The organism is Citrobacter meridianamericanus (assembly GCF_041320245.1).
Taxonomy (GTDB): Bacteria; Pseudomonadota; Gammaproteobacteria; order Enterobacterales; family Enterobacteriaceae; genus Citrobacter; species Citrobacter meridianamericanus.
Window position 1 is genome coordinate 2,945,604 of the sequence record NZ_CP101036.1, and the last position, 15,286, is coordinate 2,960,889.

Sequence of the window (15,286 nt, forward strand, 5' to 3'; positions counted from 1 at the left end):
ATGTCGCTTAAAACCGTTAAATACTTCTCCACGATTATAGTCGCTGCAATCGCAGTTTTCGCCGGATGGTGGATGTGGAATTACTATATGCAATCGCCCTGGACCCGTGACGGCAAAGTGCGCGCTGAGCAGGTCAGCATCACGCCGCAGGTTTCGGGCAGTATCAGCGAACTCAACATAAAAGATAACCAGTTTGTGAATGAAGGCGATGTCCTGTTTGTTATCGACAAGACGCCATTTCACATTGCTGAACTGAATGCACAAGCCCAGTTGGCTAAAGCACAGTCCGATCTGGCAAAAGCCAATAACGAGGCCAACCGCCGCCGTCACTTATCGCAAAATTATATCTCTGCCGAAGACCTGGATACCGCCAACCTCAACGTGAAAGCCATGCAGGCGAGCGTTAAAGCAGCAGAGGCCAGTCTGCGCCAGGCACAGTGGCAACTGACACAAACGGTGGTCAAAGCCCCCGTGGCAGGCTGGGTCACCAACCTTTCAATCCGTACCGGAGACTACGCCTCAACCGGTAAACCCCTTTTTGCCCTTGTCGACAGTCAATCTTTTTATGTAATGGGGTATTTTGAAGAAACCAAATTGCGCCATATTCGCGAAGGTGCGCCTGCGCTGATCACCCTCTACAGTGGCAATATAAAGTTACAGGGTCACGTATCCAGTATTGGTCGTGCCATCTACGACCAAAGTGTGGAAAGTGACTCCGGCCTGATCCCCGATATTAAACCTAACGTGCCGTGGGTGCGCCTGGCGCAACGTGTTCCGGTGCGCATCGAATTCGACGAGCCAGTGCAGGGTATCACGCTGGTTTCAGGTACGACCTGCAGCGTGTCTATCGGTCAGCGTAAATGAAACTGCCCCATCTGACACCTGGCAATTTGCCGTGGTTTAAAGCCACGGCGGCGCAGTGGCGCTATGCACTGCGAAACACCATTGCGATGTGTCTGGCGTTAACGTTCGCCTATTACCTGAATCTGGATGAACCCTACTGGGCGATGACCTCGGCGGCGGTGGTCAGCTTTCCTACTGTTGGCGGGGTTATCAGTAAAAGCCTCGGTCGCGTTGCGGGTAGCTTGCTTGGTGCCACCGCCGCCTTAATTATTGCCGGACATGCCCTCAATGAGCCGTGGTTGTTTTTGCTCTGCATGTCGCTGTGGATTGGTTTTTGTACCTGGGCCTGTGCCCATTTTACCAATAACGTCGCTTACGCCTTTCAATTGGCGGGCTACACCGCGGCAATCATTGCGTTTCCCATGGTTAATACCATTGAGATTACGCAGTTGTGGAATATCGCGCAGGCCCGCGTGTGCGAGGTTATCGTGGGTATCCTGTGCGGTGGGATGATGATGATGATCCTGCCCAGCACCTCCGATGGCACCACGTTACTTACCGCGCTGAAAAACATGCATTCTCGTTTACTGGAACATGCCTGCTTACTCTGGCAACCGGAGACAACGGACGCCATTCGTACGGCTCATGAAAGTGTCATCGGGCAGATCCTGACCATGAACCTGCTGCGTATACAGGCGTTCTGGAGCCACTACCGCTTTCGCCGTCAAAATGCGTTGCTCAATTCGCTGTTGCACCAGCAGTTGCGTATGACCAGCGTGATTTCCAGTCTGCGCAGGATGTTGCTGAACTGGCCTAATCCCCCGGTCAATACCCGGGAGGTCATCGAGCAGTTGCTCAGCGCGCTGGTCAAATCCAATACCGACAGCTACACCGTTGCGCGTATTATTGCCCCTCTTCGCCCAACCGATGCGCGCGACTACCGACACGTCGCTTTCTGGCAACGGTTACGCTATTTTTGCCGAATTTACCTGCGCAGTAGCCATTACCTGCATTTACTTGAAAATGGGGTCACTGCGGAACAGATTAATGTTGACCGTACGCCAGGTCTTGCGCGCCACACTGATAATGCGGAAGCCATCTGGAGCGGGTTGCGTACATTCTGCACGTTGATGCTTATCGGCGCATGGAGCATTGGCGCACAATGGGAATCAGGATCTGGCGCGCTCACGCTCGCAGCCATCAGCAGCGTTCTGTATTCTACCGTCGCTACACCATTCAAGTCACTTTCGCTGCTGATGCGCACGCTGGTTCTGCTGTCGCTGTTTAGCTTCGTGGTTAAGTTTGGCCTGATGGTGCAAATTTCCGATCTCTGGCAATTCATTCTTTTTCTCTTCCCGCTTCTCGCCACCATGCAACTCCTGAAGCTACAAATGCCTGCGCTGGCGGGCCTGTGGGGACAGCTGATCGTGTTTATGGGATCGTTTATCGCGGTAACCAATCCGCCGGTTTATGATTTCGCTGATTTCCTGAATGACAATATGGCGAAAATCATCGGCGTGGCGCTGTCCTGGCTGGCCTTCGCTATTCTGCGTCCAGGTTCAGATGCGCGGAAAAGTCGGCGTCATATTCGTGCCCTGCGTAGGTATTTTGTCGATCAGCTGAGTCGACGTCCCTCACTCAGTGAAAACGAATTTGAGTCGCTGACCTATCACCACGTCAGCCAGCTTAGCAACAGTCAGGACGCGCTGGCGAGACGCTGGTTATTGCGTTGGGGAGTAGTTTTGTTGAACTGCTCACACGTGGTGTGGCAGCTTCGCACATGGGAGGCGCGTTCAGATCCACTCGCTCGCGTCAGGGACGTATGTATCTTACTGCTCCGTGACGTGATGAGTGAACGTGGCGTCCAGCAACGACCGCTGAATGCCACGCTAAATCAGTTACAGCGCATCTGCGATACGCTTGCCCACCATCATCAACCTGCCGCGCAGGAACTGTCTGCGCTTGTCTGGCGGCTACACTGTTCGCTTTCGCAACTCGAACAAGCGCCGCCGCCGGGTACACTAAGCAGTTGATTATTTAATAACGCCACAAGCGTAGCGCGCTCCGCCACCGCCCAGCGGTTTCGGTTGATCGGACATATTATCGCCGCCCACATGGATCATCAGCGCCTTACCTTTCACCTCGTCGAGCGTTTTCAGCCGCGGTGCAACAACTGGTGTTGTGGCGTTCCCGTCGTTATTTACCAGTAACAGCGGCAGGTCGCCCATGTGACCTGCGCCTTCCGGCCCTTCGTGTTTGCCAGTTTTGTGTGGATCATAATGGCCTCCAGCCGATTCTGCGGCTGAAGCTTTTCCTTCCTTAATAGCCGGTTGACAGCTGCCATTCGCATGCACATGGAAGCCATGTTCACCTGGCGGCAGCGCTCTAAGATCGGGCGTAAACTCCAGTCCTTTCGCGGTTTCAGTAATAGTGACCGTACCAATCGCCTGGCCGACGCCTTGCGACGTTACCAGATTCATCGTCACGTTTTCTTCACTGGCAGCCTGTGCACTTGCACAGGCGAGTAATGTGATAATGGCCAAACTCAAACGCTTCATAAGAACTCCGTCCAAAAGGTGTCTGATTGATAAGTGTAAACCAGTGACGCTAATTTGAACGGTAAAGCGCTGAAAACGCGATTAAGGTACGTCGTAACCCAGGGCGGCTTTACGAATACGGAACCACTGCTGGCGAGACATGTCCAGTGACTCAGACTCAATGGCGGCGCGGACACGTTCTATCTTACCTGAGCCAATGATTGGCAGCGGCTGGGACGGCAGGCGTAAAATCCAGGCGTACACCACCTGCTCAATAGACTGCGCGTTTAACTCTTCTGCGATCGCGGCAAGTTCATTGCGTAATGGCTGGAACGCATCGTCATTAAACAAGCGACCGCCACCAAGGCAGGACCAGGCCATTGGACGAATACGCAGTTGCTGCAGTTGATCTAAAGTACCATCCAGCAGGAGCGGCTGATGTACCGGAGAGATCTCAACCTGGTTGGTTGCCAGCGTAAACGGTAGACGCGATTGCAGCAGTGAAAACTGTGCGGGAGTGAAATTAGAAACGCCAAAGTGACGTACTTTGCCGCTATGGTGTAATTTTTTAAAAGCGTCTGCTACGTCGTCTGCATCCATAAGCGGGTCAGGACGGTGGATCAGCAGCAGGTCAATATGATCGGTCGCCAGTAATTTCAACGACTGTTCCGCACTGGCAATAATATGCGCACTATCGGTAATGTAATGGCCCAGCACATTTTCCGCGCGTGCTGTCGTCGCGATCCCACATTTAGTCACAATCTGCATTTTTTCACGCAGATGCGGGGCCAGCTTCATTGCCTCGCCAAACGCCGCCTCACACTGGTATCCACCGTAAATATCGGCGTGATCGACGGTGGTAACCCCCAGATCCAGATGCTCTTCAATAAAGCTGACTAACTGGCGCGCGGACATATTCCAGTCCATCAGGCGCCAATACCCCATCACAAAGCGAGAAAATTCAGGACCTTGTGGCGCAATAGTAATACGCTGAACCATAGCAGCTTCCTTATGAGTGAATGTGCATCGAGTATACGCAATTACACTTTTAAAAGAGTGAAGGTTGTTGCGGTTCTTCCGAAGGATTGGGTTTGTTTGCGCGTAATTTACGCATCAGACGCTGACGACAAAGCCGCAGCACTTCCTGCTTTTCGGCATCGCTCATCTTTTGCCAGTTAAAACGCTCATCCCGACTACGAAAACAGCCACGGCAAAAGCCGCGCTCGTCAGACTGACATATTCCACGGCATGGGCTCTGGACGGGGAAAAACTCCAGCTGTTCCGCCACATCCCCTCCTTTAGTAAAATTGATATACTTATTGAAGACGTTAACTGAATTTCTCGCAAGGGGCTATTGCATTAGACCGACTGGTCTATTACACTCCATCTCATGAACAAAGTCACTGAATACGATACACGCGAACATCTGCTGGCGACTGGCGAACAGCTGTGTATGCAGCGCGGCTTCACCGGCATGGGTTTAAGCGAACTACTGAAAACTGCTGAAGTTCCTAAGGGTTCGTTTTATCACTATTTTCGCTCTAAAGAAGCATTCGGTGTCGCGATGCTGGAACGCCACTATGCGGCCTATCATCAGCGACTGGCTACGCATTTTGATACAGGGGCGGGGAATTACCGCGACCGAATACTGGCCTACTATCAGGAAACCCTGAACCAGTTTAGCCAGCACGGGATTATTAGCGGCTGTTTAACTGTAAAACTTTCTGCTGAAGTATGCGATCTGTCAGAAGATATGCGCACAGCGATGGATAAAGGCGCGCGACACATTATTGCGCTGTTAGCGCAGGCGCTGGAGAAAGGTCGGGCCAACCAATGTCTGTCCTTTGTTGGCGAGCCGTTACAGCAAGCGCAGGTCCTGTATGCACTCTGGCTTGGTGCCAACCTGCAGGCCAAGATTTCTCGTAGCGCCACCCCGCTGGAAAATGCGCTGGCGCACGTTAAAAACATCATCACAACGCCTGCCGTTTAACAGGCGTTTTTATTTACTTTATTACTAGACGACCGGTCTATTCAGGAGTGCCACATGTCATCTGAAAAACTGTTTTCCCCACTGAAAGTGGGTGCCATCACGGCAGCTAACCGCGTATTCATGGCGCCACTGACGCGTCTGCGCAGCATCGAGCCTGGCGACATCCCTACTCCGCTGATGGTCGAGTATTACCGTCAACGCGCCAGCGCAGGCCTTATTATCAGCGAAGCCACGCAGATTTCCGCCCAGGCAAAAGGGTATGCTGGAGCCCCCGGCTTACACAGCGAAGCACAAATCGTCGCCTGGAAAAAAATCACTGCGGCTGTACACGCTGAGCAAGGTCATATTGCCGTTCAGTTGTGGCACACCGGGCGCATTTCTCACGCCAGTCTGCAGCCAAATGGACAGGCACCGGTTGCACCTTCTGCAATTATCGCCGGTACCCGCACCTCATTGCGTGATGAAAACGGCCTGGCAACACGCGTCGATACCTCCATGCCGCGCGCTCTGGAAACCGAAGAAATTCCAGGCATTGTAAATGACTTCCGTCAGGCTATAGCCAACGCACGCGAAGCAGGTTTCGACATGGTAGAACTGCACTCCGCTCACGGCTACCTGCTGCACCAGTTCCTGTCACCAACGTCTAACCAGCGTACCGATCAATACGGTGGTAGCGTCGAAAATCGTGCGCGTCTGGTACTGGACGTTGTCGATGCAGGTATTAAAGAATGGGGTGCCGATCGCATTGGTATTCGCATCTCCCCGATTGGCTCTTTCCAGAACGTTGACAACGGTCCGAACGAAGAAGCCGATGCGCTTTATCTGATTGAACAACTGGGCAAACGCGGCATCGCTTACCTGCATATGTCGGAACCTGACTGGGCCGGTGGCGAGCCGTATTCCGATGCGTTTCGCGAAAAAGTTCGCGCGCGTTTTCACGGTCCGATCATTGGCGCGGGCGCCTACACACCAGAAAAAGCAGAATCGCTGATCGAAAAAGGTCTGATCGACGCCGTTGCTTTTGGTCGCGCTTATATCGCTAACCCGGATCTGGTCGCGCGTCTGCAGCGTAAAGCGGAGCTGAATCCACAGCGTGCCGAAAGCTTCTACGGCGGCGGCGCTGAAGGTTACACCGATTATCCTACCCTCTAACGTCACAAACTCAGTTCTGCCATTGATAGCGGTGTAACAACGCCGCTATAATAAAACAACATTTTGAATGTATTAGCCATTTTCGAAGGGGAAAAAGATGCGTTTACTTCATACCATGCTGCGCGTGGGTGACCTGCAGCGTTCCATCGAGTTTTACACCAACGTGCTGGGCATGAAGCTGCTGCGTACCAGCGAGAACCCTGAATATAAGTACTCTCTGGCCTTTGTCGGCTACGGCCCGGAAACCAGTGAAGCGGTGATCGAACTGACCTATAACTGGGGTGTCGATAAGTATGAGCTGGGCACAGCCTACGGCCATATCGCCCTGAGTGTAGACAATGCGGCCGAAGCCTGTGAACGTATTCGTCAGAATGGCGGCAACGTAACGCGTGAAGCGGGTCCGGTAAAAGGCGGCACAACAGTGATCGCGTTCGTTGAAGATCCGGACGGTTACAAAATTGAGCTGATCGAAGAGAAAGACGCCGGGCGCGGTCTGGGCGACTAACTTCCCCCTCGGGCGCAGATCGTCTGTGCCCGTAGTTTTATACTCATCATTTTGCAATAATACGTGCTGCAATTTTCCCGTATTAAGAGACCCAGATGTCCGATAACGCTCAACTTTCCGGTCTGTGTGACCGTTTTCGTGGTTTTTATCCTGTCGTCATTGATGTCGAAACCGCAGGGTTCAATGCCAAAACCGATGCGCTGCTTGAGATCGCCGCCATCACACTGAAAATGGATGAACAAGGCTGGCTGATGCCGGACACGACGTTACATTTCCACGTAGAGCCATTTGAAGGCGCGAATTTACAGCCGGAAGCCCTCGCCTTTAACGGTATTGACCCTAACAATCCGCTACGTGGTGCGGTCAGCGAATATGACGCACTGCATGCCATCTTCAAAATGGTACGCAAAGGGATTAAAGACAGCGGCTGCAATCGGGCTATCATGGTGGCGCATAACGCTACCTTCGATCACAGTTTCATGATGGCCGCAGCAGAGCGCGCCTCTCTCAAACGAAATCCATTTCATCCATTTGTCACTTTTGATACTGCGGCATTAAGCGGTCTGTCATTGGGGCAAACGGTGTTGTCAAAAGCATGTCTGGCGGCTGGAATGGAGTTTGACGGGAATCAGGCGCACTCGGCGCTGTATGATACCGAACGGACGGCCGTACTGTTTTGCGAAATCGTTAACCGCTGGAAACGCCTCGGCGGTTGGCCTCTTCCCGTGCCTGAAGAGGCATAACGGATCGATAAAAAAAGCGACCGTCACAGGTCGCTTTTTTATTTCCGCTAAAATTACTCAGCGTCTGGTTCTTCGGTTTTGTATTTCGCCGCTGTTTCTTTAATCAGCTGCTGTAACTCACCGCGCTGGTACATTTCGATCAAAATGTCACAGCCGCCAACCAGCTCACCATCAACCCACAGCTGCGGAAAGGTCGGCCAGTTTGCGTATTTCGGCAGCTCGGCGCGAATATCCGGGTTCTGCAGAATATCAACGTAAGCAAAACGTTCACCACAGGCAGACAACGCCTGCACAGCCTGAGCGGAGAAACCGCAGCTTGGCAGTTTAGGGGAACCTTTCATGTACAGGAGAATCGGGTTTTCAGCGATCTGGCGCTGGATTTTTTCGATAGTGGTGCTCATTATCTTGCTTCCTTAAACTTCTTTTACGGCAGTAGTCTGACATTGTAACGGGTCAGACAGGCAACGGAAAATAACATTTTCATTACGCCTTATTATTTTATCCCCTGACGCTAAAAGTTGCATTCATAATCTCATTTATCCCCTTGAAGCCTGTGGATTTGATTGTCCTTTCACCTGTTCCCACGTTAATTGCTGTTTTTTTTTGCGGTCGGTTACGAAACACAGTTTTAAACAAAAAAAGCTATTAACTTTCCCTCTTTCTATAGATTAGAATCATCAAGTTTTGAAAATCACACGCAGGCACTATAGACCTGCCTTACCAGAGGACTGCTCAGTGGCGCGGATAAACCGAATCTCGATCACGCTCTGTGCTTTACTTTTTACTACACTGCCCTTTACGCCTATGGCTCATGCTTCCAAGCAGGCCAGGACGACAACTACCCAATCCCACCCCATCAAAACGGTAGATAAAAAGAAAAGCGCAACAACCAGCCAAAAAACAACAAAGACCAACAAGAAAACGGCGACAAAGACCTCCAGTAAAACCAGCACCAAAACCGCTTCCTCTTCTAAAAATCGCACTGCCACTCCGGCAAAGTCGACTAAAACTGCAAACCGTCGAGGCAAAACCGCCGCAGCACAAACCGCTGCCGTGACCTGGACTGAAAAATGCACGCCGCGTAAAGGCCATAAGCCACGCTGTGTAAAAGTGAAAACCACGGCTCCGACTACGCTCGCTGACGCACACAAGGTCAAAGTGCAGAAAGCCACTAAAACCGCCATGTCCACGCTGATGAATCAAATAGGCAAGCCTTATCGCTGGGGCGGTACATCGCCAAGAACCGGGTTTGACTGCAGCGGTCTGGTCTATTATGCATATAAAGATCTGGTGAAATTCCGCATTCCCCGTACTGCGAACGAAATGTACCATCTACGTGATGCCGCGCCGATTGAACGTGGCGAACTGAAAAATGGCGATCTGGTCTTTTTCCGTACTCAGGGTCGCGGAACAGCCGATCACGTTGGTGTGTATGTCGGCAACGGAAAATTTATTCAGTCCCCGCGCAGCGGCCGGGAAATTCAAATCACCTCGCTGAGCGAAGATTACTGGCAGCGCCACTATGTGGGCGCTCGCCGGGTAATGACGCCAAAAACAATTCGCTAAAAACTTACCCTACAGAACATGCTGTAGGGTAAGTTCTTCTTTTGCATAACCTTTCAATTTGCTACCCTATCCTTACTCACAATGAGGCTATTGTGTGTACTCAATATAAATAATAAGGAGAGAAGCAATGTCGTTCGAATTACCTGCATTACCGTATGCCAAAGATGCTCTGGTCCCGCACATTTCTGCTGAAACGCTGGAATACCACTATGGCAAACATCACCAGACTTACGTTACTAACCTGAATAACCTGATCAAAGGCACGGCGTTTGAAGGTAAATCACTGGAAGAGATCGTTCGTAGCTCTGAAGGTGGTGTATTCAATAACGCAGCCCAGGTCTGGAACCACACTTTCTACTGGAACTGCCTGGCACCGAACGCAGGTGGCGAACCGACTGGTAAACTGGCCGAAGCCATTGCAGCCTCCTTTGGCAGCTTTGCAGATTTCAAAGCACAGTTCACCGATGCCGCTATCAAAAACTTCGGTTCTGGCTGGACCTGGCTGGTTAAAGGAACGGATGGCAAACTGGCTATCGTTTCAACCTCCAACGCGGGTACGCCGCTGACCACCGACGCGACGCCACTGATGACCGTTGACGTATGGGAACACGCCTACTACATCGACTATCGCAATGCTCGTCCTGGCTACCTGGAACATTTCTGGGCGCTGGTGAATTGGGAGTTTGTTGCGAAGAACTTCGCAGCATAAAAAAGATAACGCAGAAGGGCTTCCTTCTGCGTTTTTGCATTAATTCGCGGTAGTGCAAGCCTCTTCAGGCTGTCTTCTTGCGGAAATGAACACCAGCATCAGCGCAAGCCCTGCCACAATCGCCCCCATCACAGGCACAAAACTGTAACCCAGGCCACCGGATATCACCGCCCCACCGGCTGCGGCCCCCAGTGCATTCCCCAGGTTAAATGCGCCAATATTGACTGACGATGATAAACCCGGCGCTTCGCTGGCAACACGCATCACTCGCATCTGCAACGGTGGAACCACTGCAAATGTCGCCGCACCCCAGACCACCATACTGACCGCCGCGCCAGGCTCATTACGCGCAAGGAAAGGAATGGCCAGCATAATAACCATTAACAGCAGTAAAAAGCCTTTCAACGTACCATTGACTGAACGGTCAGCCAGCTTGCCGCCAAAATAGTTACCGATTGAGAAGCCCACGCCAATCAGCACCAGCATACCGGTCACAAATGCTGGTGTGGCATGAGTGATAGTGTGCAGCACCGGTGAGATGTAGGTATAAAGCGTGAACATCGCCCCTGCTCCCAGAACGGTCGTCAGCAGAGCCGACAGCACCTGAGGACGCATAAGTACCGCCAGTTCGCTGCGGACATCCGGACGCTCTCCCGCCCCGCCTTTGGGTAATGAGAAGAACAGACTGACCATGGCGATAACGCCGAGCCCTGCCGTTGCCATGAACGACATGCGCCAGCCGATGCTTTCACCAAGCCAGGTCGCCGCCGGAACGCCGCCAATATTGGCAATGGTTAACCCCATAAACATGGTTGCCACGGCACTGGCCTGTTTATGTTTGGGCACCACACTTGCAGCAACCACAGAGCCAAGGCCGAAAAATGCCCCGTGATTAAGACTGGTCAAAATGCGTGATAACATCAGCGTGGAGTAATCCGGTGAAATCGCCGAGAGGACATTACCCAACGTGAAAATCGCCATCAGGAAAATCAACGCATTACGTCGCGCACGATGAGACAATAATAATGTCATCAGCGGAGCCCCCACCATCACGCCAACCGCATACGCGCTGATTAACATGCCGGCGGCCGGAATCGAAACATCCACTCCTTTGGCTATGACGGGCAATAATCCCATTGGCGAAAATTCGGTGGTGCCAATGCCAAACGCTCCGATCGCCAGCGCCAGTAAAGGATAATTGAGTTTCATATTGCGACTCCGTAACGTCGAGCCGTGGCGCGACATAAAATAAGAGTCAAAAGCATGACATTGATCGCAAAATTAATAAAGTTAACAAAATTGCAAAAGACTTTTGCTTATTCGCAAACAATAGAAGAGATAGACGAGCGGAAAGAGTGAGGGAGAGCTAACTCCCTCGAGGAAATTAATGCAGCGCTGCGGTCAGGCCACCCGCGACGATCAAACCCAGAACAATAATGGTAGTCACTAACGAAAATTTCAGATCGGTGCTCATCAAGTTTTCTCCTTTTTATTCCCACACAAAAAGTGATATTGCGCATTTTTACACACTTGAAAGCAAAAATCTCTCACGATTTATATTGATAACTGCTTTTAACTCTTCCCCTTTTCGTTAAGATCAGACAAAATTCCACGCTTACTTGATTAGCGTACCGGCCATTGACCCCTTCCTGACGTTCCGTGTCGTTTTCCCGGCGTGCCGCAACCCTTACGTTGCGCTAAGGGTGTGTGAAGGCAAACGTTTACCTGGAGTTTTCTCAGGAGCTTAGGATATGGTCTGGAGTGAGATGTAATGGCAACAATTAAAGATGTAGCGAAGCGAGCAAACGTTTCCACTACAACCGTATCACACGTGATTAACAAGACGCGCTTTGTCGCGGAAGAAACGCGTAATGCTGTCTGGGCGGCAATCAAAGAGCTGCACTATTCTCCGAGCGCAGTTGCGCGCAGCCTGAAGGTGAATCACACCAAGTCTATTGGCTTGCTGGCCACCAGCAGTGAAGCGGCCTATTTCGCTGAAATTATCGAAGCCGTTGAGAAAAACTGTTTCCAGAAAGGCTATACCCTGATTCTGGGTAACGCATGGAACAGCCTTGAAAAACAGCAGGCTTATCTGTCGATGATGGCGCAAAAGCGCGTTGATGGTCTGCTGGTGATGTGCTCTGAGTATCCGGAGTCGCTGCTTTCGATGCTCGAAGAATACCGCCATATCCCGATGGTCGTCATGGACTGGGGCGAGGCCAAAGCCGACTTTACCGATACCGTCATTGATAATGCCTTCGAAGGTGGTTACATGGCGGGTCGGTATCTGGTCGAACGCGGTCATCGTGAGATTGGCGTGATCCCAGGCCCAATGGAACGTAACACCGGAGCCGGGCGTCTGGCTGGCTTTATGAAAGCGATGGAAGAAGCGCTGATAAAAGTACCGGACAACTGGATTGTCCAGGGGGATTTTGAGCCTGAATCCGGCTATCGCGCCATGCAGCAAATTCTGTCACAGCCGCATCGTCCGACCGCCGTCTTCTGTGGTGGCGATATCATGGCGATGGGTGCGCTGTGCGCCGCTGATGAGATGGGACTGCGGGTACCGCAGGATATCTCGCTTATCGGCTACGACAACGTGCGCAACGCCCGTTTCTTCACGCCGGCTCTGACGACCATTCACCAGCCTAAAGATTCGCTCGGTGAAACGGCCTTCAATATGCTGTTAGACCGTATCGTGAATAAACGTGAAGAGTCGCAATCTATCGAGGTGCATCCGCGTCTGGTAGAGCGTCGCTCCGTTGCCGACGGCCCGTTCCGCGATTACCGTCGTTAAGACCGTTGTGCGGGAGCCTCATCTGGCTCCCGCAGCCACTCTTTGTTCAGCGTTTCGCTATCCCCTAAATAGTCCAACAGCCAGCTCAATGCAGGTGACGTATCGTTCTGTTGCCATGTCAGACAGCATGCGGCATCAGGAAATGGATTTTCCAGCTGTAGCGCGACCCACTTGCCGCTATCGATCCACGGTTTGGCAAAATGCGTCGGTACCATGCCAACACACAACCCTGCGGATAAGCAGGTAGCGGAAGATTCCCAGTCAGGCACCACGACACGTTTTTGGTTATCCAGCAGCCAGGTAATGCGTTTTGGCAGCGTACGGGAAGTATCTTCACGCACCAGCGACGGCCAGTTGCGCAACGTGTCGTCGCTAAGCGGCCCAGGCATTGACGCCAACGGATGATGGCTGGCCACCACGCAACTCCAGCTCAGCATTCCCATGTCGCGAAAGGTATAGCGTCCCCCCACCGGAATCGCCTGCGTGGCGCCAATTGCCAGCTCAACGCGGCCATCGGACAGCGCATCCCAGACGCCGTTAAACACTTCCTGGAAAACCAACAGTTCCACATCATCAAAATGACGATAGAAATCCACGATCATCTGTCGGGTGCGATCCGGGCGAACAATGTTATCTACCGCAATCGCCAGCTGTCCGCGCCAGCCGTTGGCAATTTGCTGACATTGCTGGCGGGTGATCTGCATTTTTTTGATAACAGAGCGGCCTTCTTTGAGGAACCACGCACCGGCAGGCGTCAACTCCACATCCCGATGACGTCGCTCAAAAAGCGGCACCGCCAGCCACTCTTCCAGCTGACGTACGGTGTAGCTTACCGCCGAGGGTACACGGTGCAACTCCTGCGCGGCCGAACTAAAGCTGCCATTACGCGCAACCGCATCAACCACTTCAAGTGAATATTCCGACCACATATTCTGCCTGCAAAAAATTTGAAATCAGTAAGCAAATATTAGCGTTTCACAGCAAGAATTACACTCACTACACTCAGCGGCATTGTTCTACTGCTAAAAAAAGAGAAATGATGATGCAACCTGGGAAAGGGTTTTTAGTCTGGCTGGCGGGTCTTAGCGTGCTCGGCTTTCTGGCAACGGATATGTATCTGCCCGCCTTCGCCGCAATTCAGTCCGATCTGCAAACGCCTGCATCAGCCGTCAGCGCCAGCCTTAGCTTGTTCTTAGCCGGTTTTGCCGTGGCACAGCTTCTGTGGGGGCCACTTTCCGACCACTACGGCCGCAAACCTATTTTGTTGCTGGGTTTATCTATCTTTGCTCTGGGTAGTCTGGGCATGCTGTGGGTTGAAAACGCCACAGGCCTGCTGGCGCTGCGTTTTGTTCAAGCCGTTGGTGTCTGTGCGGCATCGGTAATCTGGCAGGCGCTGGTCACTGATTATTATCCGTCACAAAAAGTAAATCGCATCTTTGCCACCATTATGCCGCTGGTCGGATTATCTCCGGCATTGGCGCCGTTGTTAGGCAGTTGGATCCTTGTACATTTTTCCTGGCAGGCCATTTTCGCCACCCTGTTTGCCATAACCCTAATTCTGATGCTTCCTGCCCTGCGCTTAAAACCAACGGCTAAAGCGCGCGACGACAGCCAGGATAAACTGACATTCGCCACCCTGCTACGCTCGAAAACCTATCGCGGGAACGTACTGATTTATGCCGCCTGTTCCGCGAGCTTCTTCGCATGGCTGACGGGCTCCCCGTTCATCCTCAGCGAAATGGGCTACAGCCCGGCAGTGATTGGCCTGAGCTATGTACCGCAAACCATTGCCTTCTTAGTCGGCGGTTACGGCTGTCGCGCTGCGTTACAAAAATGGCAAGGTCGTCAACTGCTGCCATGGTTACTCATCCTGTATGCGATTAGTGTCGTTGCCACCTGGGCTACCGGCTTTATTCACCATGTTGCGCTCGCTGAAATCCTGATCCCATTCTGCGTGATGGCGATTGCCAACGGTGCCATCTACCCTATCGTTGTCGCTCAGGCATTACGCCCGTTCCCGCAGGCGACCGGACGAGCAGCCGCATTGCAGAATACGTTGCAGTTGGGTTTATGCTTCCTGGCAAGCCTTGTGGTTTCCTGGCTGATCGCCACCCCGCTGCTCACCACTACCAGCGTGATGCTGACTACGGTGCTACTGGCGGCCGTAGGGTACAAAATGCAATCACAGAAAGCTGGCACCCCTCAAACAGACGACCGTGTGCAAATTGTCCACGGAGAGTCTCACTAATAATTACCGCGGGCTATTAATTAGCCCGCTAACAATTATATGTTGAATCATAAAAAATTCAGGCCTATACTGATTTCCGGTTTTTAAAAAAACGATAATTTTTATGCGGTAACGGGAACAAGAACGTTCTCGTATTCCCACGGATGGTCTTTTCGGCAAGGGTTCCTCCCTTCCTCTGTTCTACGTCGGATTATAG

At 52.1% G+C, this 15,286-nt stretch carries 16 protein-coding genes and 1 pseudogene; 10 read left to right on the forward strand and 7 right to left on the reverse strand.

All coding sequences use genetic code 11. From position 1 onward, the window contains the following. The gene (locus NMD08_RS14435; protein ID WP_210905035.1) at positions 1-864 is read left to right on the forward strand and encodes an HlyD family secretion protein; all 864 of its coding nucleotides are present in this window, start codon (positions 1-3) and stop codon (positions 862-864) included. Then, positions 861-2,901, forward strand: a pseudogene (locus NMD08_RS14440) (FUSC family protein). The gene NMD08_RS14435 and the pseudogene NMD08_RS14440 overlap by 4 nt, the downstream one beginning before the upstream one ends. Here NMD08_RS14440 and sodC read toward each other — a convergent pair. The 3 genes from sodC to NMD08_RS14455 form a co-directional block, all read right to left on the reverse strand. Then, positions 2,877-3,401, reverse strand: coding sequence for a superoxide dismutase [Cu-Zn] SodC (gene sodC / locus NMD08_RS14445; RefSeq protein ID WP_252838353.1), 525 nt, complete (start codon positions 3,399-3,401; stop codon positions 2,877-2,879). The pseudogene NMD08_RS14440 and the gene sodC overlap by 25 nt on opposite strands. 81 nt (positions 3,402-3,482) lie before the next feature. Next, positions 3,483-4,379 carry an aldo/keto reductase family oxidoreductase gene (locus NMD08_RS14450; protein WP_151219089.1) on the reverse strand — a complete coding sequence of 299 codons (897 nt, stop codon included), beginning with the start codon at positions 4,377-4,379 and terminating at the stop codon, positions 3,483-3,485. Positions 4,380-4,428: 49 nt separating this feature from the next. Next, entirely contained in the window at positions 4,429-4,668 is a 240-nt protein-coding gene (locus NMD08_RS14455) for a DUF1289 domain-containing protein (RefSeq protein ID WP_151219088.1), read from the reverse strand. A 102-nt stretch (positions 4,669-4,770) separates the two neighbouring features. On the opposite strand from NMD08_RS14455, the gene NMD08_RS14460 reads away from it, so the two are divergent. The 4 genes from NMD08_RS14460 (at position 4,771) to rnt (ending at position 7,770) form a co-directional block, all read left to right on the forward strand. After that, entirely contained in the window at positions 4,771-5,370 is a 600-nt protein-coding gene (locus NMD08_RS14460; protein ID WP_187259505.1) for a TetR/AcrR family transcriptional regulator, read from the forward strand. Positions 5,371-5,424: 54 nt separating this feature from the next. After that, positions 5,425-6,522 carry an alkene reductase gene (locus NMD08_RS14465; RefSeq protein ID WP_151225409.1) on the forward strand — a complete coding sequence of 366 codons (1,098 nt, stop codon included), beginning with the start codon at positions 5,425-5,427 and terminating at the stop codon, positions 6,520-6,522. Positions 6,523-6,619: 97 nt separating this feature from the next. Next, positions 6,620-7,027 (forward strand): lactoylglutathione lyase, encoded by a 408-nt coding sequence (gene gloA / locus NMD08_RS14470; RefSeq protein WP_003029198.1) that lies wholly within the window; start codon positions 6,620-6,622, stop codon positions 7,025-7,027. A 95-nt stretch (positions 7,028-7,122) separates the two neighbouring features. Further along, entirely contained in the window at positions 7,123-7,770 is a 648-nt protein-coding gene (gene rnt / locus NMD08_RS14475) for a ribonuclease T (protein WP_003029200.1), read from the forward strand. 53 nt (positions 7,771-7,823) lie between these two features. On the opposite strand, the gene grxD is transcribed toward rnt, so the two are convergent. Then, positions 7,824-8,171, reverse strand: coding sequence for a monothiol glutaredoxin 4 (gene grxD / locus NMD08_RS14480; RefSeq protein ID WP_003832760.1), 348 nt, complete (start codon positions 8,169-8,171; stop codon positions 7,824-7,826). A gap of 334 nt (positions 8,172-8,505) precedes the next feature. Between grxD and NMD08_RS14485 the strand changes: the two genes are divergently transcribed. After that, complete coding sequence (locus NMD08_RS14485; RefSeq protein WP_187252502.1) at positions 8,506-9,336, forward strand: C40 family peptidase; 831 nt, start codon at positions 8,506-8,508, stop codon at positions 9,334-9,336. Between the two features lie 127 nt (positions 9,337-9,463). Then, the gene (gene sodB / locus NMD08_RS14490) at positions 9,464-10,045 is read left to right on the forward strand and encodes a superoxide dismutase [Fe] (RefSeq protein ID WP_151219085.1); all 582 of its coding nucleotides are present in this window, start codon (positions 9,464-9,466) and stop codon (positions 10,043-10,045) included. A gap of 39 nt (positions 10,046-10,084) precedes the next feature. Here the strand turns inward: sodB and NMD08_RS14495 are convergent, their stop codons facing one another. After that, positions 10,085-11,254: an MFS transporter gene (locus tag NMD08_RS14495; RefSeq protein WP_370618416.1), complete on the reverse strand. Its 1,170-nt coding sequence runs from the start codon at positions 11,252-11,254 to the stop codon at positions 10,085-10,087. A 175-nt stretch (positions 11,255-11,429) separates the two neighbouring features. Beyond that, a complete protein-coding gene (cydH, locus tag NMD08_RS14500; protein ID WP_003029209.1) occupies positions 11,430-11,519 on the reverse strand; it encodes a cytochrome bd-I accessory subunit CydH in 90 nt (29 codons plus the stop codon). A gap of 297 nt (positions 11,520-11,816) precedes the next feature. On the opposite strand from cydH, the gene purR reads away from it, so the two are divergent. Next, on the forward strand, positions 11,817-12,842 hold the full coding sequence (gene purR, locus NMD08_RS14505; RefSeq protein ID WP_151219082.1) for an HTH-type transcriptional repressor PurR: 1,026 nt from the start codon (positions 11,817-11,819) through the stop codon (positions 12,840-12,842). Here the strand turns inward: purR and punR are convergent. Continuing rightward, positions 12,839-13,771 (reverse strand): DNA-binding transcriptional activator PunR, encoded by a 933-nt coding sequence (gene punR / locus NMD08_RS14510; protein WP_151219081.1) that lies wholly within the window; start codon positions 13,769-13,771, stop codon positions 12,839-12,841. The genes purR and punR overlap by 4 nt on opposite strands. A 113-nt stretch (positions 13,772-13,884) precedes the next feature. Between punR and punC the strand changes: the two genes are divergently transcribed. After that, positions 13,885-15,090, forward strand: coding sequence for a purine nucleoside transporter PunC (gene punC, locus NMD08_RS14515; RefSeq protein ID WP_151219113.1), 1,206 nt, complete (start codon positions 13,885-13,887; stop codon positions 15,088-15,090). The last annotated feature ends 196 nt before the right edge of the window (positions 15,091-15,286 follow it).

Coding starts and splice junctions, on each gene's coding strand:
- NMD08_RS14435 (WP_210905035.1), top strand. CDS start 1: ATGTCGCTTAAAACCGTTAAATACTTCTCCACGATTATAGTCGCTGCA.
- sodC (WP_252838353.1), bottom strand. CDS start 3,401: ATGAAGCGTTTGAGTTTGGCCATTATCACATTACTCGCCTGTGCAAGT.
- NMD08_RS14450 (WP_151219089.1), bottom strand. CDS start 4,379: ATGGTTCAGCGTATTACTATTGCGCCACAAGGTCCTGAATTTTCTCGC.
- NMD08_RS14460 (WP_187259505.1), top strand. CDS start 4,771: ATGAACAAAGTCACTGAATACGATACACGCGAACATCTGCTGGCGACT.
- NMD08_RS14465 (WP_151225409.1), top strand. CDS start 5,425: ATGTCATCTGAAAAACTGTTTTCCCCACTGAAAGTGGGTGCCATCACG.
- gloA (WP_003029198.1), top strand. CDS start 6,620: ATGCGTTTACTTCATACCATGCTGCGCGTGGGTGACCTGCAGCGTTCC.
- rnt (WP_003029200.1), top strand. CDS start 7,123: ATGTCCGATAACGCTCAACTTTCCGGTCTGTGTGACCGTTTTCGTGGT.
- grxD (WP_003832760.1), bottom strand. CDS start 8,171: ATGAGCACCACTATCGAAAAAATCCAGCGCCAGATCGCTGAAAACCCG.
- sodB (WP_151219085.1), top strand. CDS start 9,464: ATGTCGTTCGAATTACCTGCATTACCGTATGCCAAAGATGCTCTGGTC.
- NMD08_RS14495 (WP_370618416.1), bottom strand. CDS start 11,254: ATGAAACTCAATTATCCTTTACTGGCGCTGGCGATCGGAGCGTTTGGC.
- cydH (WP_003029209.1), bottom strand. CDS start 11,519: ATGAGCACCGATCTGAAATTTTCGTTAGTGACTACCATTATTGTTCTG.
- purR (WP_151219082.1), top strand. CDS start 11,817: ATGGCAACAATTAAAGATGTAGCGAAGCGAGCAAACGTTTCCACTACA.
- punR (WP_151219081.1), bottom strand. CDS start 13,771: ATGTGGTCGGAATATTCACTTGAAGTGGTTGATGCGGTTGCGCGTAAT.
- punC (WP_151219113.1), top strand. CDS start 13,885: ATGCAACCTGGGAAAGGGTTTTTAGTCTGGCTGGCGGGTCTTAGCGTG.